This is a genomic window from Nioella sp. MMSF_3534, assembly GCF_030732985.1.
Taxonomy (GTDB): domain Bacteria; phylum Pseudomonadota; class Alphaproteobacteria; order Rhodobacterales; family Rhodobacteraceae; genus Nioella.
This window is the reverse complement of record NZ_JASHJX010000034.1, coordinates 1-18,478: the sequence shown is the minus strand read 5'-3', so window position 1 is coordinate 18,478 and position 18,478 is coordinate 1. Positions and strand designations below refer to the sequence as shown.

Below are 18,478 nucleotides of genomic sequence, written 5' to 3'. Positions count from 1 at the left end.
ACTCCTCCTTCTTTCGCTCAGCCGCCGCAGCCGCCGATGGTGACTTTGACTTCTTGCGCGGCCATCTGGTAGCTGCCGTCGGCCATCTCGGCCACGACCACCACATCCTGGGTTTCCGCAAGACGGATACGCGTCGAGGCCCGCGACACTGCGGCCAGCGGGCCGAAGGCGAAGGTCACGACACCCGGATTCGGGTTGCCGGCGGCAAAGATGGTGATGCGCGCTGCGCCTTCGGCTTCCACTTCAACCGGCACGGTATTGCCGTTTTCCGCGATTTCCGGCGCGGTGATGATGATCCCGCCTTCGGATGCCTCCGCGCCGCCGGTGAAGGCCGCCATCGCGTCTTCCAAAGACTGGGCCGAGGCCGAGCGCGGCAGGATTCCCGCCACGGCTGCGGCGCTGAGCGCCGTGATCAGCGCTTGTCTGCGCGTCAGGTTCATTTTCGTCTCCTCCTGAGTGTCTCGTATTAAGCCGACTGTCAGTCCTGAAGCGTCATCAGGTAGGCGACCACGTCTTCCACCTGCTGCGCCGTCAGGATCGACTGACCGGTCAGATCTTCGCGTACATTGATGAAGCCTTCGCTCACGTAGAAGGCTGGCATGATCGTGTCAGGGAACACGTTTTTCGAGTTCACGATGATCCCGCGCAGGTCCGCCTCGGACCAGCGGTCTCCGACACCGTCCAGCATCGGCCCTACCTCGCCATGGAACGGCTGATCCGCCATATCGCTGTTCTCGTGACAGGCCAGGCAATTGCCAAGGCGGCGATTGATGAAGACCTCGCGTCCGGCCGCAGCATCGCCCGGCACACCGGTCAACGAAGCCTCGACCTCTCCGTATTCGCCGAACACGACGTCAGCATGCGCAACCTCGTCCGCGAACGCCGGAGCGGCGACCATAAGCACGCCAGCTGCAAGAGCTGTAAGTTTCACGTCCATTCCTCCCGTTTGTATTCTTCCGTCCACAATAGGGCGTGGGGACGATTCCTTGCAACATTAAATTCGCATTTATGAATTTGTAGCGCAGGAATCTTGCCCGTCACCATCACTCGATGATCCCCATTTCTGTAAGTCTTCTCGCATGATAGCGCTGGAATCCCTCGTCGCCATCATAGCCGTGTTCCTGCACCCAATGGAGCAGATTGAACGTGGTCCACCCGCCAAAAGCCCCCGGCATCGTCGCCACGCTGGCCTGCACGGCGGTCTGATCCTCGGGCACCTCTTCGGGCATGAACATCAGCGTCGGCGTGAACAGAATCCCCCACCGGCGGGCGATGTCCCGCTCGCTCATCGCCTCTCCGTCGAAGTCGGTGACTTCAAGGCTGCCATGCAGGTTCAGCCGGACCACGAAGAAATCCTCGTCCAGCATGGCGGCGATATCCTCGCGCGAGAACACGTTTTCATGCATCTCGTTGCAGTAGATGCATCCGCGCTGCTCGAAGAGGATCAGCAGCCGCTGGCCGTTGGCATTGGCGTCACCCAGATCCTCGCGCAGGTCGAGGAAGGTTTCCTCGATCCAGGTTTCCACATGAAGGCCGTTATCGTCCAGTTCGGCGAATGCCGGAAATGCCGTGGCCACGCCGAGAACAAGCCCGGCAAGCCCCGAAAGTAGATGATTCATGGTGCGTTCCTCCCGATCATGGTCATCCGATGCCCGTCCAGTCCGGGCCATAGTCGATCATCCATTGCGCCACGACATTGATCGAATCCGTTGCGATCAGCACGGCAAAGACGATCAGCAAGACGCCCATTCCCTTTTCCACCTTGCCCATGTGCCGGCGAAACCGCCCCATCCAGCGCATGAACGGCCCGACAAACGCGGCGGCAACGATGAATGGCAGTGTCATGCCAAGCCCGTAGACCATCAGCAGCAGCGCGCCCTTCGTGGCGGTGCCCGCATCCGCCGCCGTGAACAGGATCGCGGCCAGAACCGGACCCACGCAGGGTGTCCAGCCGAAGGCGAAGGCCAGCCCGATCACATAGGCCCCGACGATGCCCTTGCCGCGGTCGATCTGGTTGTCGGCGCGCAGCTGGCGGTAGAGGATCGGGATCTTGACCACGCCAAGGAAATGCAGCCCCATGGCCAGGATGATCGCCGCCGCGATCCAGCGCAGTACCGGCATCGCATCGCGCACCGCCTGCCCGAAACTGGACGCGGCCATGCCGAGCGCCATGAAGATGGTCAGGATGCCGAGGCTGAAGGCAATCGCGGGCAGGATCGCCTGCCTGCTCGCACCTCGGTTTTCGCGGGCTGCGGCCAGGTCATCGGCGCTCATCCCCGCAAGATAGGACAGGTAGAAGGGCACAATGGGCAAGATACAGGGCGACAGGAAAGACAGAAGTCCCGCAAGCGCCGCGCCGCCAAAGCTGATGTCGAACATGCGCCTGCCCTCCCCTGCACTTGCCATATTCACACATTCAAAATACATTATATGTGAAAGGCGTCAATCATGGGTATGCCGATGAATGCCAAACTTCTTGTCGCGGCCTGTGTCGCAGCGCTTGGCCTTGCCAGCACTGTGGCGGCGGATACCGCCCTCGTGATGGTCGAACAGGATGGCTGCGTCTACTGCCGCCGCTGGCACTCGGATGTGGGCGAGATCTATCCCCTGACGGAATTCGCCGAAACCGCCCCGCTGCGCATCGTGGATTTGCATGACCTGCCCGACGACCTGACCTTCACCAGCCGCGTTGTCTTTACCCCGACCTTCGTTCTGGTCGAAGACGGGCAGGAAATCGCCCGCGCAGAAGGCTATGTCGGGGATGAACTGTTCTGGATGCATATGGACCTGCTGTCGCGTCAGCTGTCCGAGCATCGCAGCGCGGTCTCGTCCCCGTGAGGAGCACCGCCCCCTTTTGCCCCCCGCCGGGCCGGGGTTCCGCTTGGAGGTCAGAGACACGCGGCTTTGGCAGCAGGACGAGATTTGCCAAACGGGCTGAAACCACAGGGGAAACCTTCGTAAACGCTGGACTATTCCACCCTGATCGGTCCATATGCCCCACAATTGCGCCAAAAGGCGCAGTCGACCCGACAATTTTACAAGGGGCGTGGAAAAATGGGTCTACCGGCGCGGCTAGCGGACCTTGAGGGCGACGAGATGGAGCGGCTTGCCAACAACGCAACCGAAGCTGCCCAGTTGCTCAAGGCTGTCAGTCATGAAGGCCGCCTGATGATCCTGTGCCACCTTGCCACCGGTGAAAAATCCGTGACCGAGCTGGAACAGCTGCTGGCCGCGCGTCAGGCGGCGGTGTCGCAGCAACTGGCCCGTCTGCGGCTGGAAGGTCTGGTCGCCACCCGGCGCGACGGGAAAGTGATCTGGTATCGTCTCTGCGATGAGCGCGCGATCAGAATTCTTGAACTCGTCTACGATATGTTCTGTAATCCCGAGATGCCCGAGGCCTGACCGACGGTGGCCCGGTGCGTTTGGGAGGACGCCTGATGCCAGAGATTTCCGACGCCGGACTTGCGGCCCTGATCGGGCTCGCGACGGGTATGATCCTTGGCCTCGCCTCCCGGATCGGCCGGTTCTGTTCGCTCGCCGCGATCGAGGATGCCAGCTATGGCGGCAACGACAACCGCTTGCGCATGTGGGGCATTGCGCTCGGTGTAGCGATCCTGGGCACCCACCTGCTGATGTCGGCGGGCCTGCTGAACCCTGCGGATATCTTCTATCTGGCCCGCTGGTCCATTGTCGGGGCTGTCGCGGGTGGTCTGCTTTTCGGGGTTGGCATGGCATTGGCCGGCAATTGCGGCTTCGGCGCGCTGGCCCGGATCGGTGGCGGCGATTTTCGCTCTGGCGTGGTGGTGGTCACAATGGGCATCACCGCCTATGCCACCATTTCCGGCCCGCTTTCGGGGCTGCGTCTGGCCCTGGTTCCGGGCCAGTCCAGCGAAAGCCCTTCCGGCATCGCCCAGATGGTCGAAGGCGCCACCGGCCTGCCACCCCTGGCGACCGCCACCCTCATTGCCGCCCTCCTGGCGGGGCTGGCCATGCGCGGCGCCGACTGGTCAGAGTTTCGCCCCCACGCGATCTGGGCGGCCATCGTCGGGGTGACCATCGCCGCCACATGGGGCGCCCTGCAATGGCTGCATTTCGAAAGCTTCGAGTCGATCAGCGTCGCAAACCACACATTCGCCGCCCCGATCGGAGAAACCATCCTTTTCGCCATGACCTCCAGCGGCACGGCCGTGACATTCGGCATGGGCTCGGTTCTGGGCGTGGTCGCAGGGGCCTTTCTGGGCAATACCCGCCTGGGTCACTTCCGGTGGGAAGCCTGCGACGATGCCCGCGAGCTGGGGCGGCAACTGGTCGGGGCCTCGATGATGGGCGTGGGCGCGGTGCTGGCCAGCGGCTGTTCCATCGGTCAGGGGTTGTCGGCCTTTTCCGTGCTCGGCCTCTCTGCCCCTGTGACGCTGCTCAGCATCTATGCAGGTGCCCGGATCGGTCTGCATTTCCTGATCTATGGGCAGGGTTTCCGCAACGCGGACTAAGCGTTTCCGCAGAAGTCTTTGTGATCGGGCCATAATCCCCTAGACTTCGCGCAAGGCGGGGGCCGCAGGGAACAAGGCAGGCGCATATGGCGATAGATTGGAACAAGGAACGCCAGAATGGCTTCGTCCTGCTGGCCCTGCTGGCCTGGCTGATCGGGGCCAGCCCGCATCTGATGGGGTGGGCTCTGTCGGGCACGCCCCCCGACGCGCTGGTCTGGAACCTGACCCACTATCATGTCAGCTATCAGGAGTTCGGCTTTCTGCGCCGCGGGCTGATCGGGTCCGTCATGGCCCCCCTCTTCGCGGTACTGCCGGACGGGGGCCTGGCCGAATACGGCGTGATGCTCGGGCTCGATCTTCTGTTGTGCATGGCTCTGGCCGTGGCCGCCTCCCGCCTGTTCCTGCCGCTTGCGGATGCCGCCCCCGGACAGCGATTCCTTGCCGCCGCCGTACTGATCGCGCCCGTCGGCATGATGCAGATGGGCTATGACGTGGCACGGCTCGATCATGTGAACTTCGTGCTGGCCGGGCTGGCAGTCGCGTCAGTCCTGAAGGGGCGCGCTTGGCGCGCCGCGCTCCTTATGACCACCGCCATGCTGGTGCATGAGGCGGTGCTGTTCTACGGCGTCCCCGTTGTGGTCGCCCTGGCCCTGCGCCGGTCGCTGACCGATGCCGTGACCATCGCCCTGCCAGTCCTTGCCGCCACGATCGCGCTGATGCTCTGGGGCGGGTCCGAGATCGACCTGGCCACCGCCCTGCCGCCCGAGGCCAATCTCGCCGCCTCGGTCTGGACCCGGGAGATCATGGAACCGGCCCGCGGCTTCCCGCCCTCACATTACCTGATCGCGGCCTATGCGGCGCTTGTGCCGCTGCTGCTGCTCCATCGTCACTACCGGCTGAACACCGCGGCGCCCGACCTGCTCCTCTTCGCCCCCGCCGCCACGCTGGCGCTGTTTGCCCTTGGCGTCGACTATGGCCGCTGGTCGCACTGCCTGTTCTTCTCTGTCCTGCTGGTTCTGGCAGCGGCCCCGATGCTCGACCGCAGGCGCGGCGCAGACCTCTCGCCCCTGCCCGTCAAGATCGCCATCGCGCCCTGGCTCTTCCCCCTCGGCCCGATCGGCATCGCGCTGCTCTACCCGTTCATCCCCTGGATTGTCTGACCCCTTCATCTTGGGTGAAATACCTCGGGGGGTCGCAGGGGGGCAGCGCCCCCCCGACGGCGCGGCGAGGGCTCCCTGAAAGGGGGCTCGAGACGGGCCGTTCCCCGCCCGACGCCTGCCACGGATCACTCGGCCAGAATGACACTCACCCGGCGGTTCTGGCGGCCCTTCTTCTCGATCTTGCCAAGCGTCACCTTGCCGATCTCGCCGGTGCGCCGCACATGGGTGCCGCCGCAGGGCTGCAGGTCGATCTGGCTCGCCCCCTCTTCGCCGATCCTGACCAGCCGCACCCGGCCCGCGCCCATGGGCGGCATCACCGACATGGTCTTGACCAGACCGGGATTGGCTTCAAGCTCCGCGTCGGTGATCCATGTCTCGCTGACCGGCAGATCGCGGTCGATCAGGGCGTTCAGCTTGCCTTGCAGCACCATCTTGTCATCGGGCGCGTCGGGCATGTCGAAATCGAGCCGCCCCTTCTCGGCGGAAATCGCGCCACCGGTCACCGGCAGCGGGATCACCACGGACAGAAGATGCAGCGCGGTGTGCACGCGCATATGGGCAAAGCGCCGATCCCAGTCGAGCCGCTGTTCAACCGTCGCGCCCACGGGAGGCAGCTCTCCGGCCTCGGCGGGGACCATCACGATCTCGCCCCCCTCGCCCTTCACGGTCGTGGCAATCCGCAGCCGTCCGCCCGCCCAATCGAGCGTGCCGCTATCCCCCGGCTGGCCACCGCCCTGCGCATAGAAGAGCGCGCCATCCAGAACCACGCCGCCCTCGTCGGTGATCCGCACCACCGTGCCGGGGGCGGATTTGCGATAGGCGTCTTCCATGAATAGCTGTTTGGTCATCAGGTCTGCTCCTCTTGCGGGGGCGCATCGGTGTCATCCCCGTCTTCTTCAGTCTCCGCCCCGGTCAGGGCGGCCGTGGTCTTCAGCGCGTCGGGATTTCGGATCCAGATATCGCGCTGCGCAAAGGGAATTTCGATCCCGGCCTCGGCAAAGCGCTTGGCAATCTCGTGATTCATGTCGCTCTTGACGCTCAGCATCCAGTTCACATCGCGCAGGATCGCCCGGATCTCGAAGTTGAGGCTATCGGCCCCAAAGCCCTGGAAGATCACATTGGGCGGCGGCGTCAGCAGCACCATGGGATGCGCCTCGGCCACCTCTTTCAGAATGGTTTCAACCTGCCGCGTATCGGTCCCGTAGGCCACGCCCACGGGCACGATGACCCGGCCCGTGGCGTTGTGATGGGTCATGTTCGTGACCACACCGGAAATCAGGTCGGCATTGGGCACGATCACATCGGACCGGTCGAAGGTCTCGATCCGGGTCGAACGCACCGAGATTTCGCGCACATAGCCCGCGGTCGTCCCGATCTGGATCCAGTCGCCTTCCTTGATGGGGCGTTCCACCAGCAGGATGATGCCCGAGACGAAATTCGACACGATGGCCTGAAGGCCGAAACCGATGCCGACGGACAGGGCACCGGCGACAATGGCGATAGAACTGAGGTCGATCCCTGCCACGGTGATGGCCACCAGCGCGGCGAGAAAGATCCCCACATAGCCGGTTCCCGTGACAACCGCGTTGCGCCCGCCCGCGTCCAGTTTGGTCTTGGGCAGGACCGAATTGCGCAGGGTGCTCTGGATCAGGCGGGTTGCGGTGTAGCCGACGACGAACACGATTGCGAAGCTGAGGAAACTGCGTGGGCTGATATGCACGCCGCCAAGGTCGAAGCCGAGGATCAGCTGTTCCCACAGATCCGCAAGCTGCGCCTGCCGCATGCCCCAGATCAACGCGAACACCGGCACCGAGGCCAGGGTCAGCAGAAAGCCGATCAGGGTCGGAGTCAGCGCCTCGTCCAGCCCTTCCTGCCGTCCGGTGAAGGCGCCGTAGACATTGGCCACCAGCCTTTGCAGCACCCCAAGAAGTGCCAGCAGCGACAGGGACAGAACGGCGGGAAACAGAAAGCTCGATCCGGCGGTGAAGTAGCCCACCCCGGCCAGCACCGGCCCGGCAAAACCCAACAGCAGCACGGCGCGGCCGATCAGCCCGAAGACGCGGGTGCGCAGGCTGGCCGGGTCTTCCAGGTCTGACTGGGCCTTGGCATGCAACACCAGAAACCGCCCGAGACGGGCCAGAAAGAGGCCGGTCAGGATCACCAGCGGGAAGAAGATGACAAGCCGTTCCGCAGGCTGGAAACCTTCGCTTTCGGCGATGGCATCGACCAGTTGCGACACCCCCATCAACAGGCCGAGCCAGCCCGCCGCGCGCCGCCCTCGGGCCAGCTTGACCTCGGGCAGATTCAGTGGCCGCGCGGCCGTCTCGCGGGCCGGGAACACCTGCCGCCCGATCCAGATGGCGGCCGCGACGGTAATGGCAATCTGCGGAATCGCCGCCAGGATGACCGAGCCGCGCAAACCCACGAAGCTGCTTTCCTCCACCGCCTGCGCCAGGGCAATCACCCCGAGCGCCGGCAGCCCGTGCTGCGCGATCGACAGGAAAAACACCGACAGCCGTGCCGTGGGCGAGCTTTCTTCCTGTTCCACAGGGCCGCGCATCATCCGTCCGACCCACCGCCACCCGCGCAGGATCAGCACCATGCCAACCAGCAGATAGAGCAAAACCAGCGGCAGGTTCTCGCTGAATTCCTCCTGGTAGATCGGCGAACTCCACAGCCGCAGGTTCTCGTTGGCCAGCGAATTGAGATAGGAAAAAACAGCCGTGATCGCGCCGGGCCAATTGGCCGGGTTTATCGGTGACGGCTGCAACGTCAGCAACGCCCCGGCCTGTCGGCTGGCGAGCAGGCGGTCGATCTCGCCGATCAGCCCCTGCGCACGGCGCAGCTCTGCCTCTGCCCGGCGTCCGGGGGCCTCGGCCTCGGCCAGCCGGGCGCCAAGATCGGTCCGCTGGCTGGAAATCGCATCCGGCTCGGGGCTGCCATCCTCTGGCACCGGGCCAAGCGCCACGATCTGGGCGCGCAGCGTCTCGATGCGCGCGGCATTGGTTCCGGTCGCGGCCCTGAATTGCTCGCGATACTCGGCGATCTGCGCCCGCAGTGTCTCAAACGCCGGATCGGAGGCGCGTTCGGCGTCGATCACCCCTTCGGCACGGTCGGCCAATTGCGTCCACTGGTCATAGTCCGGGCCGAGCGACGTATCCTGCGCCCAGACCGGTGCGCTCAGCGCGGTCAGAACGACCAGACAGAGGACAAGGAAGCGGCGCATCATCACCCGTTACTCGAAAACGGATGGCAGATCGCGCGGGGCGGCATCCATCCATGCAGGAACCGGCAGGCCCTTTTCGCGCAGGAAGTCAGGGTTGAACATCTTGGACTGGTAGCGTGTGCCGTAGTCGCAAAGGATCGTCACGATGGTATGGCCCGGCCCCATTTCGCGCGCCATGCGCACCGCACCGGCCATGTTGATGGCCGACGACCCGCCAACGCAGAGCCCCTCTTCCGACAGCAGGTCAAAGGCCATGGGCAGCGCTTCCGCGTCGGAAATCTTGTAGCTCATGTCGGGGCGGAATCCCTTGAGGTTCGCGGTCTCGCGCCCCTGCCCGATGCCTTCGGTGATAGAGCCGCCCTCGGATTTGAATTCGCCCGTCGTATAGAAATTGTGGACGCCAGACCCATCCGGGTCCGCAAGGCCGATCTTCACGCCCTTGGGCTGCAAAGCCATGCCGACCCCCGCGATGGTTCCACCCGAGCCCACGGCACAGATGAAGCCATCGACCTTGCCGCCGGTCTGATCCCAGATTTCCGGCCCGGTGGTCTCAACATGGGCCTGACGGTTGGCGACATTATCGAACTGGTTGGCCCAGATCGCGCCATTGGGCTCGCTTTCGGCCAGCGCCTTGGCCAGCCGTTCGGAATAGCGCACGTAGTTGTTGGGGTTCTTGTAGGGGGCTGCCGGCACCTGCACCAGCTCCGCGCCTGCCAGCCGGATCATGTCCTTCTTTTCCTGGCTTTGCGTCTCGGGGATGACGATGACCGTCTTGAACCCCATAGAGGCGCCCACCAGCGACAGGCCGATCCCGGTATTCCCGGCGGTTCCTTCCACGATGGTGCCGCCGGGCTTCAGATCGCCGCGCGCGATGGCGTCGCGGATGATGAACAACGCCGCGCGATCCTTCACCGACTGGCCGGGGTTCATGAACTCGGCCTTACCGAGGATCTCGCATCCGGTGGCGTCGCTCAGCCGGTTCAGCCGGATCAGGGGCGTGTTGCCCACGGATGCTGCAAGATCTTTGTTGATGGTCATGTCCGGTCACTCCGCCGATATCTTGTGACCGCCGCGAAAGCGGTCCTTGTTGCTTAGCAGGGATAGGCGCGCACAGCGCCAAACTCAAGCAGGTAACACCGCAACGGCGATGTGCCTAGGCGCGCAGCCGGTCGCGGTTCAGCATCAACCATTGCACCGACAGAACCAGCGGCGCGTTCACCAGCTCACCCGCCTCCAGCATGGTGACGAGCTGTTCATAAGGCACCAGCAGGTTGCGGATGTTTTCGCCCTCGGACTCCAGACCACCCACCTTTCTGCGGTCATCGGCAAGTTCGGTGATGCCGATATAGGATACCAGATATTGCGCAATACCCCCCGGCGAGGGGTAATAGCCTGCCACCTTGTGCAGCGCTGTCAGCTCGGCATGTGCCTCTTCGCGGGTTTCGCGATAGGCGGTCTCCTCATAGCTTTCGCCCGCATCGACGATGCCTGCCACAGGTTCCAGCAGCCAGGGCTGCGGGTCGCCCTGCGCATAGGCCCCGATGCGCAGTTGTTCCACCAGCAGCACCAGGTCGCGCGCCGGGTCATAGGGCAGCACCGTCACCGCATCACCCACGTTGAAAATGGCGCGCGCACCGGTGTCGGACCACCTGCCATCGAAGCGGCGAAACCGGGTCTGGTATTCCTCGACCGTGAAGAATTTCTCGTATGGTCGCTCCAGCGAGGTCAGTTCCACCTCGTCGCGCGTCAACGGGCTGGAGACTGTCACCGGCCTGCGGCGGGCGGCTGCCAGAACGTAGGATTGCGCACGCGCGCGGATGATCGGGAAGCGCGCTGCGACCTGCTCGGGCGTCTCGCGTCCGAAGGCGCGCATAACCTCGCCCGCCGCGATCAGCGTCAGCGGCCCCCATTGGTCCACCCAATCCGGCAGGTGCCAATCCGCACCGGGCTGCCACGGGGCCTCTTTCGGCATGAACACCCGCGCCGGGACCGGGCCGGTCGCGCCCTCGGCGGTGACATCGACCAGATCGTAGGAAAATGCCCCCTCGTAGAAATTCAGCCGGGCGATGTCGTCTTCCGTCAGCCCATGGGCCAGCACACCCTCGGCGGCGCGGCCTGCATCCGCGACCAGCATGGGAAAGCTCTCGCCCTTGGCCCAGGCCACGCGATATCCCGGCAGGCGGGCGGGTTCCGGCGTGAGCACACGGCCAAGAACGATATCCAGCAGCGGCTGATGCCGCAGCGTGCCAAAGAAAAACAGGGGTGTCATCGGGTCAGGTCAGCTCCAGCGGCGGTTTACAAACTCGGCCACGATCCCCGCAACCGCGCCTCCCCCGAACAAGATGATCAGCGTGGGCACCGCCGTCAACACCGACAGCCCATATTCCATCAAAAGTTCCAGCGCCGCGATCACCGCCTCGCCCGGCCCGTCATAGCGCAGCCGGGTGGACCGATAGAACATCTCGAAGATACCGAAAATGGCAACCGCCCAGAAGGCGATCATGAAGGACGTCCGCACCCCGGTGGTGATCGCCATGGAGACGCCCTCGCCCACGTTGCGGCCCATGGTCATCCAGCCCTGCCCGATGCCAAGCGCCGTCACGATGGGGATCAGCCAGAACCGCGGCTGCCCCGGCGGCAGGGTCTCTGCATAAGCCGCCGCCGCGAAAAAGCCGATGATGGCGAAGAGGACGGCGGAAACAAGCTTGGCGGTGGTCGGCATCGGATCAGCCCGGTCTGGTCACGGAAATCTGTGTGACATCAGTATTGCCGCTGTGAAAGCTTGCCGCGCAAGAGGTGAGATAAAAATTCCACATCCGGCGGAACCGGTCGTCAAAGCCAAGCGCCGCCACATCGTCCCATCTTTCGTTGAACGTCTCGTGCCAGCGGCGCAGCGTCTGGCTGTAGCTTTCCCCGAATTCGTGGCTGCCCGAGAACTGCAAGCCAGCCGCTTCTACCTGCTGACGTAGCACCGAGGGGCACGGCAGCATGCCGCCCGGAAAGATGTATTTCTGGATGAAATCGACGCCCCGCTTGTAAACCTGCCAGCGCGCATCCTGCACGGTAATGATCTGCAACGCCGCGACCGCGCCGGGCTTCAACCGGTCGCGCACGGTGGAAAAAAAGACCGGCCAGTATTTCTCGCCCACGGCCTCGAACATCTCGATCGAGGCGATGCCGTCGAACTGGCCCTCGGTCTCGCGGTAGTCCTGCATGCGGATCTCGACCCTGTCCGACAGCCCCTGCCGTTCCATGCGCGCAACCGCGTAGTCATGCTGTTCCCGGCTGATCGTCAACCCGGTGATCCGCGCGCCGCGCTCCTTCGCGGCATATTCCGCAAACCCGCCCCAGCCACAGCCGATCTCCAGCAGATGGTCGCCCGGTTTCACGCCGATCTTGTCGGCCAGGGCCGCATATTTCGCCCTCTGCGCGGCCTCGGTCGATTCCTGCCCGGTTTCGAACAGGGCCGAGGAATAGGTCATCGTGTCATCGAGCCAGAGCGAATAGAAATCGTTCCCCAGATCATAGTGATACGAGATATTCTTCTTCGCTTGCCGCTTGGAATTGCCCTGCATCCAGAAGCGCAGCTTCTCATAGGCGCGGACAAGCGCCATGCCGAGAAAGCCGTCATAGACCTCGTCATTATCCGCATGGACCGCATCCATCAGCGCCTGCAGATCGGGGGTGGACCAGCCGCCCTCCAGATAGGCATCGCAGAACCCCAGATCGCCCTCACGGATCAGCCGCGCGAACACATCCGGGTCATGGACCTCGCAAATGCCAAGCGGCCCAGGGTTCGAGCCTTCGGCCCGGAAGACACGGCCATCGGGCAGGTGGAACTCCAGCCGCCCGTTTTTCAGCTTGCTGACCGTCTGGAAGACTTGCGCGAAATAGCGCGGCAGGTCGGATTCACCGACTGTCGTCGTTCTGACACTCATATCCCATCCCCTTGTCGCAAGCGTATCATGGATGCGAACTCCGTGTTCTGGCAAGAAATTTAACCCTTCAGGGCTTTGTAGGCCGCCAGAGCACGTTCCCGTCCCTCTGACAGGGAGATCATCGGACAGAGCCTGTTCCGGATCGTTCGGGACCTTGGTATAGCGGCGGCGAAGTCCCGCGCTCCTGCCCCATGCAGCCAATGCGTGCGGTAAACTGCCTTCCGGTCGAACTTCTCCGCCTGCGTATCCGGGTTGAAAATGCGGAAGAAGGGCGCGGCATCGGGGCCGGAGCCTGCCACCCATTGCCAGCCCATGGCGTTCGAAGCCGGGTCCCAGTCCACCAGCGTATCGGCAAACCAGTCGCACCCGATGCGCCAATCCACCATCAGGTGCTTGGTGAGATACGACGCCACCAGCATCCGCGCGCGGTTGTGCATGCGGCCGGTGACGTAAAGCTCCCGCATGGCGGCATCGACAATTTCGACCCCGGTCTCGCCAAAGCGCCAGCGCTCTGCCGCCTCGCCATCGCCCTGCCAGGGAAAATCGTTCCATTCAGGCCGCCAGTTGCCGGTCAGGATTTCCGGCGAATGGAACATCAGGTGATAGGCAAATTCGCGCCAGACCAGTTCCTTGAGGAAATGTTCCGCCCCCTTGCCGCCTGCGCCCTCCATCGCGCGCCAACCGGCATTCCAGCATTGCCTAGGGGAAATCTCACCATAGGTGAGCGGTTCCGACAGGCCGGAGGTGGCATCGAGCGCGAGGAAATCCCGGTCGTCACGGTAGCTGGCGACACGCCGGTCCATAAACTCCGCCAACCTGTCCTGCGCGGCCTTTTCCCCAAGCAGCAGATGTTTTTCGACAATTGCCGCGCCACGGTGCATCGGCGCAGACAGGGCCCAGTCCCGGAGGCTCTCGCTGTCAGGCATCCGATCGGGAAAGGTCAGCTTGGGAACCGGCAGGGGCGCGGGGACATCCCTGTCCCGCACCGCGCGCCAGAAGGGCGTGTAGACCCGGTAAAACCCGCCGGTTCCGGTTTCCACGGTCCAGGGTTCGAACAGCAGATGGGCGTTGAAGCTTTCGGCCTCGATCCCCCGGTCCCTCAGCGCCGCCTTGATCTTGCTGTCGCGGTCCCGCGCCTGCGGGTCATAGAGCCGGTTCCACACCACCTTGGTCGCGCCGGTTTCCACAATCAGCGCCTCCAGAACCTCCAGCGCGTCGCCTGTGCGCAGAATGACCGAGCCACCGGGCGGGCCAAGAGTTTTGCAAAACTCTTCCAGCGCCCGGCCCAACCGGAAGGAAGGGGCCGCGCCGAGCGCCGTGACAGAGCCGTCGCGGATCACCACCGGGATCACCGGACGCCCCCGACAGGCCGTCAGTGCCGGGTTGTCCGCCAGCCGGAAATCCCGGCGCATCCAGTAGATGATCGGTGCCATGCTCATGCCCTGCCTTTTGTCGCCAGACAGCTAGATCGCACCCGGCACCGGTCAAGCCCGTCAGAGCACCTTGTCGAGCGCCCCGATCAATTGCTGGATCTCCCCGTGATGGGTGTAATGGGTAAAGCTCAGGCGCAGCACCCCCTTGTCCAGATCCACCCCCATGGCGCCAAGCGGGCGCACGGCATAGAAATCACCACCACCCGCCATGATGCCATGCGGCGCAAGGTCAGCCGCGACCGCCTCTCCCGGCCGGTCCAGCGAGACGGCCACCGTTGGCGCACGCCCGGTTGGCGAAGCCGCCCCGATCAGGCGCAGGGAGTTTTTCGACGACAGGTAGGCCAGAAGCGGTTCGAGCAGCGACACCTCCTGTTCGCGCATCAGGTCATGCGCAAAGCGGGCCGCCCCTGCCCCGCTGGCCGGTCCGCCGTGATGGGCCGAGAGCGCCTCCATGTAATCCGCCATGCCCGCGCTGGCAGCCACCTGCGCATGGTCGGGGCCAGCGGGCGTGAAACGCTTGTAGAGCGACCCCTCGTTGAAATAATGCCCCTGGTTCGGCAGCACCTCGCCAAGTGCGCGGCGGATCACCATGATGCCCTGGTGCGGCCCGTAGGTCTTGTAGGCGGAAAAGAGGTAGATATCGGCGCCGAGCGCCCCCACATCCTCGAACCCGTGCGGCGCATAGCTGACCCCGTCGACGCAGGTATAGGCCCCCGCCGCCCTGGCCTGCGCGCAGATCGCGGCGACGTCATTCACCTCGCCCACCACGTTGGAACAATGCGGGAAGCAGACCAGCCGGACCTTTCCATCGGCCATCAAAGGCGTCAGCGCGGCGGGGTCCAGATGCCCGGTCTCGGGGTCGATCTGCCATTCGCGGACCTCGATCCCCTCATCGGCCAGCCGCCGCCATGGCCCGGAATTGGCCTCGTGATCCTGGTTGGTCACGACAATCGCGTCGCCCTCGCCCAGATTCTGCCGGAAGGCCTGCGCCAGCACATAGGTGTTCTGCGTGGTGGACGGGCCGAAGGACAGCTCATCGGTCTCGACCCCCAGCATCGCCGCCAGTCGCATCCGCGCCTCATCCATCTCCTCGCCCCCAAGGCGGCTCGCCTCGTAGGGGGCATAGGGCTGGACCTTGCGCTCCGTGTAGAAGCGGAACAGCCGGTCGATCACCTGCTGACAGGTGTAGCTGCCGCCCGCGTTCTCGAAAAAGGCCTGCCCCTGCAGGGAGGGTTGCGAAAAAGCCGGGAACTGCGCGCGCACCCAGTCGATATCAAGTTGGGACATTCTGTGATCCTCAGTCTCGTTGCCTTGCTCGGGACTGCCCCGCCAAGGGCGGGCATTCCCATCCTGGCAGGTCTTCCAGCCGAGCCGGCGACCCGACCCGGATCAGCGGCAGCCCCGCCTTATCGACGGAACGACAACAGGGCTACGACAGAGGCGTCACGCGGTCAATCGCGGGATCGGAAAAAGAAGATCCCCCACCGGTTGCCCGGCGGGGGATCCCCATCACATCAGATGCCGCGCATCATTCGCGGTAGACGCTTTCGACACCGTTCTTTTCGCGGATCGCGTCACGCCAGATGCCCTTGATCACGGCAAAGCCCATCAGCAGCATCACGAAGCTGAACGGCAGCGCGCCGATGACCATCGCGGTCTGGATCGCCCCGAGCCCGCCGATGACCAGCAGCGCCCCCACGACCAGCGCCAGGGCTGCGCCCCAGAACAGGATATGCGGACGCCCCTTCGGGCCTTCGTCCCCACCGGAATTGATCGTGTTCACGATCAGAACGGCGGAGTCGGCCGAGGTCACCAGGTAGGTCAGCAGCAGGATCACGACGATCAGGGCCATCACCCAGGCAAGACCAGAGGACAGCATCACGTCAAGCATCGCAAAAAGCTGCGATTCCGCGCCTGCACCGGTGATCGCATCGCCCGCATCGCCATTCAGCGACAGGTCAATGGCGGTGCCGCCGACAATGGCGAACCAGACAAAGCACATCACAGAGGGGATGATGATCGCGCCCAGAACGTATTCACGCACGGTCCGACCGCGGGAAATACGCGCCAGGAACACGCCCACGAAGGGCGCGAACGCAATCCACCAGGCCCAGTAGAAGACGGACCAGCCGCCCTGCCAGCCGGCAAGTTGGGTTGCGACCGAGTCTTCCACTCCGTCAGCGCGCCAGACGGTGAACATCATCGAGGGCAGGTTGACCAGGTAGTCGAAGATCCCGACGAACAACGCCTGAAGTCCGAAGAAGGTAGAGCCGAAGATCAGGAAGAAGGCCAGCAGGAAGAAGCTCAGCCCCATGTTGATATTCGACAGCCACTTGATGCCCTTGCCCACGCCGGACAGCGCCGAGAGGGTCGAGGCCCCCATGATCACCAGAAGCGCGAAAATGATCGCCGCGGTCGAGGCGCTGCCATCTTCCCGCAGCAGCCAATCGCCAAAGCCGATCCGATGGATACCGGCCACGAACTGGTTGACGCCAAAGCCAAGCGTCTGCGACACGCCCAGAACGGTGGCCACAACGGCGACGATGTCGACCACATGGCCAAGCGTGCCCGACAGCGACTTCCCGAACAGAGGCACCAGCGCCGACCGGATGGTCAGCGGCAGGTTGCGGCGATACGAGAAATAGGCCAGCGCCAGGCCGACCAGCGCATAGCAGGCCCAGGCCCCGATGCCCCAGTGCAGGAACGACCACTTGTAGGCGTTGCGCACGTTATCGGCGGACGAGCCTTCCGCGTCCCCCATGATCACGTCAGGGTTGGTGGCGAAATGATAGATCGGTTCCGCCGTTGCGAAGGTCAGCATTCCGATACCGATCCCGGCCCCGAACATCATCGAGAACCAGGAGAAATTCGAAAACTCCGGTTTGTCCTCCGGCAATCCGAGCGTCAGGCGGCCCGAGGCCGGCATGATCGCCAAGAGAATGCAGACGATGATGAAGAAGGCCACGACCCAGATATACCAGGTTGCGAAATTCGCCAGCAAGAAGCTGTTGAGGCTGCCAAGCACGCTGGCGGCGTTGTCAGGAAATGCGACAGCCCAGATGATCAGCGCACCAACGAGAATTTTTGCGGTAACGGTGACGTCTTTGCTGAACCCGTCATAGAAGCCGCCTTCGGCGGTCTTGATCGGCAGTTCCATCAATGGGGGCGTTTTTGCCATAGAGTTCTCCTCCCAGATGATTTGGAAAAACGGTTTTTATTGGATTGTCCCCTGTCTCCTTTCCGTGCCGACCCCGGAGATGTTTTTCCGAAAAGAACCGGGTCCGGTCGCAGTCTCTCCCTTTCGGCAAGCCTTAGTGCGGGGGGGCATCGCTTCTTGTATAAAAACGGCACTTCCCCCACCGGCTGCGGCGCATTCGCGCCTGCGCTCCTCTCACAACTAACACGTGTGCGGGCAATCGGCTAACCTTTCCCTGCCCGGCGGGGCATTGATCATTGCGCAAGCAACAAAACAAGGGTCTCACGAGGTGAGACAGCGCTGATCTGAGCCCGTTGCGACACCGTTCAACCGGATCTTCCCGGTTAGAAATCCCGCTGAAACCGTCGCATCCGAGATCGGGATTCCCGAAACCCCATGGCAAGGTAGGCCCGACCGGCCACGTCGTTTTCCGGCATCGAAGACACGCTCAGACTCCGTGCTCCGAGTGTATCGGCAAGCGCTTCTGCCGCCCGAACCAGAGCGCCCCCTACTCCCCGCCCGCGCAGGTCTTTCTGGACATAGAGATGATGCAGATCCATGGCCCTTTCCCCGAACTGCGCCCGCGCGCGCGGGCACAGCATCGCGTATCCGCAAAGCGCGCCGTTCACCTCTGCAACAAGGACATGCAGCCAGGGGGCTTGCCCAAGGCAGTCGCGGGCCAGCGTGGCGGGGGTGACGGTCGGGGTATCGCCATGAAACCGCGCCAGGTGGCGCACCATGTCGGCCAATGCCTCCAGATCCTGGGGCGTGACGGGTCGGATGATCGGTTGTAGGGCCATTTCCATGTCTCCGGCTTGGGCCACCGAAGCCGGGATGACATGAAAAAACCGCCTCAGGTGGCGGTCTATTCTATCTGCACATGCGTCCCGCCCGTTCTATGCGAACGCGCGATAGGTGACAGTCATGGCAGCACATTGGGTCATGGGCCTTTTCTGCGCCTCTCTGGCCTTGCGGTCAAGCCCGCCCCTGCTTTCATCTTGGCAAAAATACCTCAGGGGGGTGCGGGGGGAGGAT

At 63.8% G+C, this 18,478-nt stretch carries 18 protein-coding genes; 4 read left to right on the top strand and 14 right to left on the bottom strand.

Annotated features, from left to right (window positions below; genetic code table 11):
• Positions 1-17 precede the first annotated feature (17 nt).
• From soxY to RBB16_RS14310, 4 genes are all read right to left on the bottom strand, one after another.
• Positions 18-440, bottom strand: a complete 423-nt coding sequence (gene soxY / locus RBB16_RS14325) for a thiosulfate oxidation carrier protein SoxY (RefSeq protein ID WP_071689717.1) — start codon at positions 438-440, stop codon at positions 18-20.
• A gap of 38 nt (positions 441-478) precedes the next feature.
• Positions 479-937, bottom strand: coding sequence for a sulfur oxidation c-type cytochrome SoxX (gene soxX, locus RBB16_RS14320; RefSeq protein ID WP_071689716.1), 459 nt, complete (start codon positions 935-937; stop codon positions 479-481).
• Between the two features lie 106 nt (positions 938-1,043).
• The gene (locus tag RBB16_RS14315; RefSeq protein WP_306046816.1) at positions 1,044-1,619 is read right to left on the bottom strand and encodes a thioredoxin family protein; all 576 of its coding nucleotides are present in this window, start codon (positions 1,617-1,619) and stop codon (positions 1,044-1,046) included.
• Between the two features lie 22 nt (positions 1,620-1,641).
• Positions 1,642-2,379: a cytochrome c biogenesis CcdA family protein gene (locus tag RBB16_RS14310; RefSeq protein ID WP_306046815.1), complete on the bottom strand. Its 738-nt coding sequence runs from the start codon at positions 2,377-2,379 to the stop codon at positions 1,642-1,644.
• 81 nt (positions 2,380-2,460) lie between these two features.
• Here RBB16_RS14310 and RBB16_RS14305 point away from each other — a divergent pair, with 81 nt between their 5' ends.
• The 4 genes from RBB16_RS14305 to RBB16_RS14290 all read left to right on the top strand — a co-directional run bounded on the left by RBB16_RS14305 (position 2,461) and on the right by RBB16_RS14290 (position 5,650).
• Positions 2,461-2,838, top strand: coding sequence for a thioredoxin fold domain-containing protein (locus RBB16_RS14305; RefSeq protein WP_306046814.1), 378 nt, complete (start codon positions 2,461-2,463; stop codon positions 2,836-2,838).
• A gap of 216 nt (positions 2,839-3,054) precedes the next feature.
• Positions 3,055-3,402 carry a metalloregulator ArsR/SmtB family transcription factor gene (locus tag RBB16_RS14300; RefSeq protein WP_306046813.1) on the top strand — a complete coding sequence of 116 codons (348 nt, stop codon included), beginning with the start codon at positions 3,055-3,057 and terminating at the stop codon, positions 3,400-3,402.
• 35 nt (positions 3,403-3,437) lie between these two features.
• Complete coding sequence (locus RBB16_RS14295) at positions 3,438-4,490, top strand: YeeE/YedE family protein (protein WP_371931250.1); 1,053 nt, start codon at positions 3,438-3,440, stop codon at positions 4,488-4,490.
• Positions 4,491-4,576: 86 nt separating this feature from the next.
• Entirely contained in the window at positions 4,577-5,650 is a 1,074-nt protein-coding gene (locus RBB16_RS14290; RefSeq protein WP_306046812.1) for a hypothetical protein, read from the top strand.
• Between the two features lie 125 nt (positions 5,651-5,775).
• Here RBB16_RS14290 and RBB16_RS14285 read toward each other — a convergent pair whose 3' ends face one another.
• The 10 genes from RBB16_RS14285 to RBB16_RS14240 all read right to left on the bottom strand — a co-directional run bounded on the left by RBB16_RS14285 (position 5,776) and on the right by RBB16_RS14240 (position 18,243).
• Positions 5,776-6,498, bottom strand: a complete 723-nt coding sequence (locus tag RBB16_RS14285) for an alanyl-tRNA editing protein (protein WP_306046811.1) — start codon at positions 6,496-6,498, stop codon at positions 5,776-5,778.
• On the bottom strand, positions 6,498-8,879 hold the full coding sequence (locus RBB16_RS14280) for a DUF3772 domain-containing protein (protein WP_306046810.1): 2,382 nt from the start codon (positions 8,877-8,879) through the stop codon (positions 6,498-6,500). The genes RBB16_RS14285 and RBB16_RS14280 overlap by 1 nt, the downstream gene beginning before the upstream one ends.
• A gap of 6 nt (positions 8,880-8,885) precedes the next feature.
• Positions 8,886-9,914 (bottom strand): cysteine synthase A, encoded by a 1,029-nt coding sequence (locus RBB16_RS14275; protein ID WP_306046809.1) that lies wholly within the window; start codon positions 9,912-9,914, stop codon positions 8,886-8,888.
• Positions 9,915-10,029: 115 nt separating this feature from the next.
• Complete coding sequence (locus tag RBB16_RS14270; RefSeq protein ID WP_306046808.1) at positions 10,030-11,145, bottom strand: gamma-glutamylcyclotransferase; 1,116 nt, start codon at positions 11,143-11,145, stop codon at positions 10,030-10,032.
• A gap of 9 nt (positions 11,146-11,154) precedes the next feature.
• Positions 11,155-11,598: a TrgA family protein gene (locus RBB16_RS14265; protein ID WP_306046807.1), complete on the bottom strand. Its 444-nt coding sequence runs from the start codon at positions 11,596-11,598 to the stop codon at positions 11,155-11,157.
• Positions 11,599-11,602: 4 nt separating this feature from the next.
• Entirely contained in the window at positions 11,603-12,814 is a 1,212-nt protein-coding gene (locus tag RBB16_RS14260) for a cyclopropane-fatty-acyl-phospholipid synthase family protein (RefSeq protein ID WP_306046806.1), read from the bottom strand.
• Positions 12,815-12,873: 59 nt separating this feature from the next.
• Complete coding sequence (locus tag RBB16_RS14255) at positions 12,874-14,253, bottom strand: deoxyribodipyrimidine photo-lyase (RefSeq protein ID WP_306046805.1); 1,380 nt, start codon at positions 14,251-14,253, stop codon at positions 12,874-12,876.
• 54 nt (positions 14,254-14,307) lie between these two features.
• Complete coding sequence (locus RBB16_RS14250) at positions 14,308-15,534, bottom strand: aminotransferase class V-fold PLP-dependent enzyme (RefSeq protein ID WP_306046804.1); 1,227 nt, start codon at positions 15,532-15,534, stop codon at positions 14,308-14,310.
• Positions 15,535-15,775: 241 nt separating this feature from the next.
• A complete protein-coding gene (locus tag RBB16_RS14245; protein ID WP_306046803.1) occupies positions 15,776-17,425 on the bottom strand; it encodes a BCCT family transporter in 1,650 nt (549 codons plus the stop codon).
• A gap of 362 nt (positions 17,426-17,787) precedes the next feature.
• Positions 17,788-18,243, bottom strand: a complete 456-nt coding sequence (locus tag RBB16_RS14240) for a GNAT family N-acetyltransferase (protein WP_306046802.1) — start codon at positions 18,241-18,243, stop codon at positions 17,788-17,790.
• Positions 18,244-18,478: the final 235 nt, after the last annotated feature.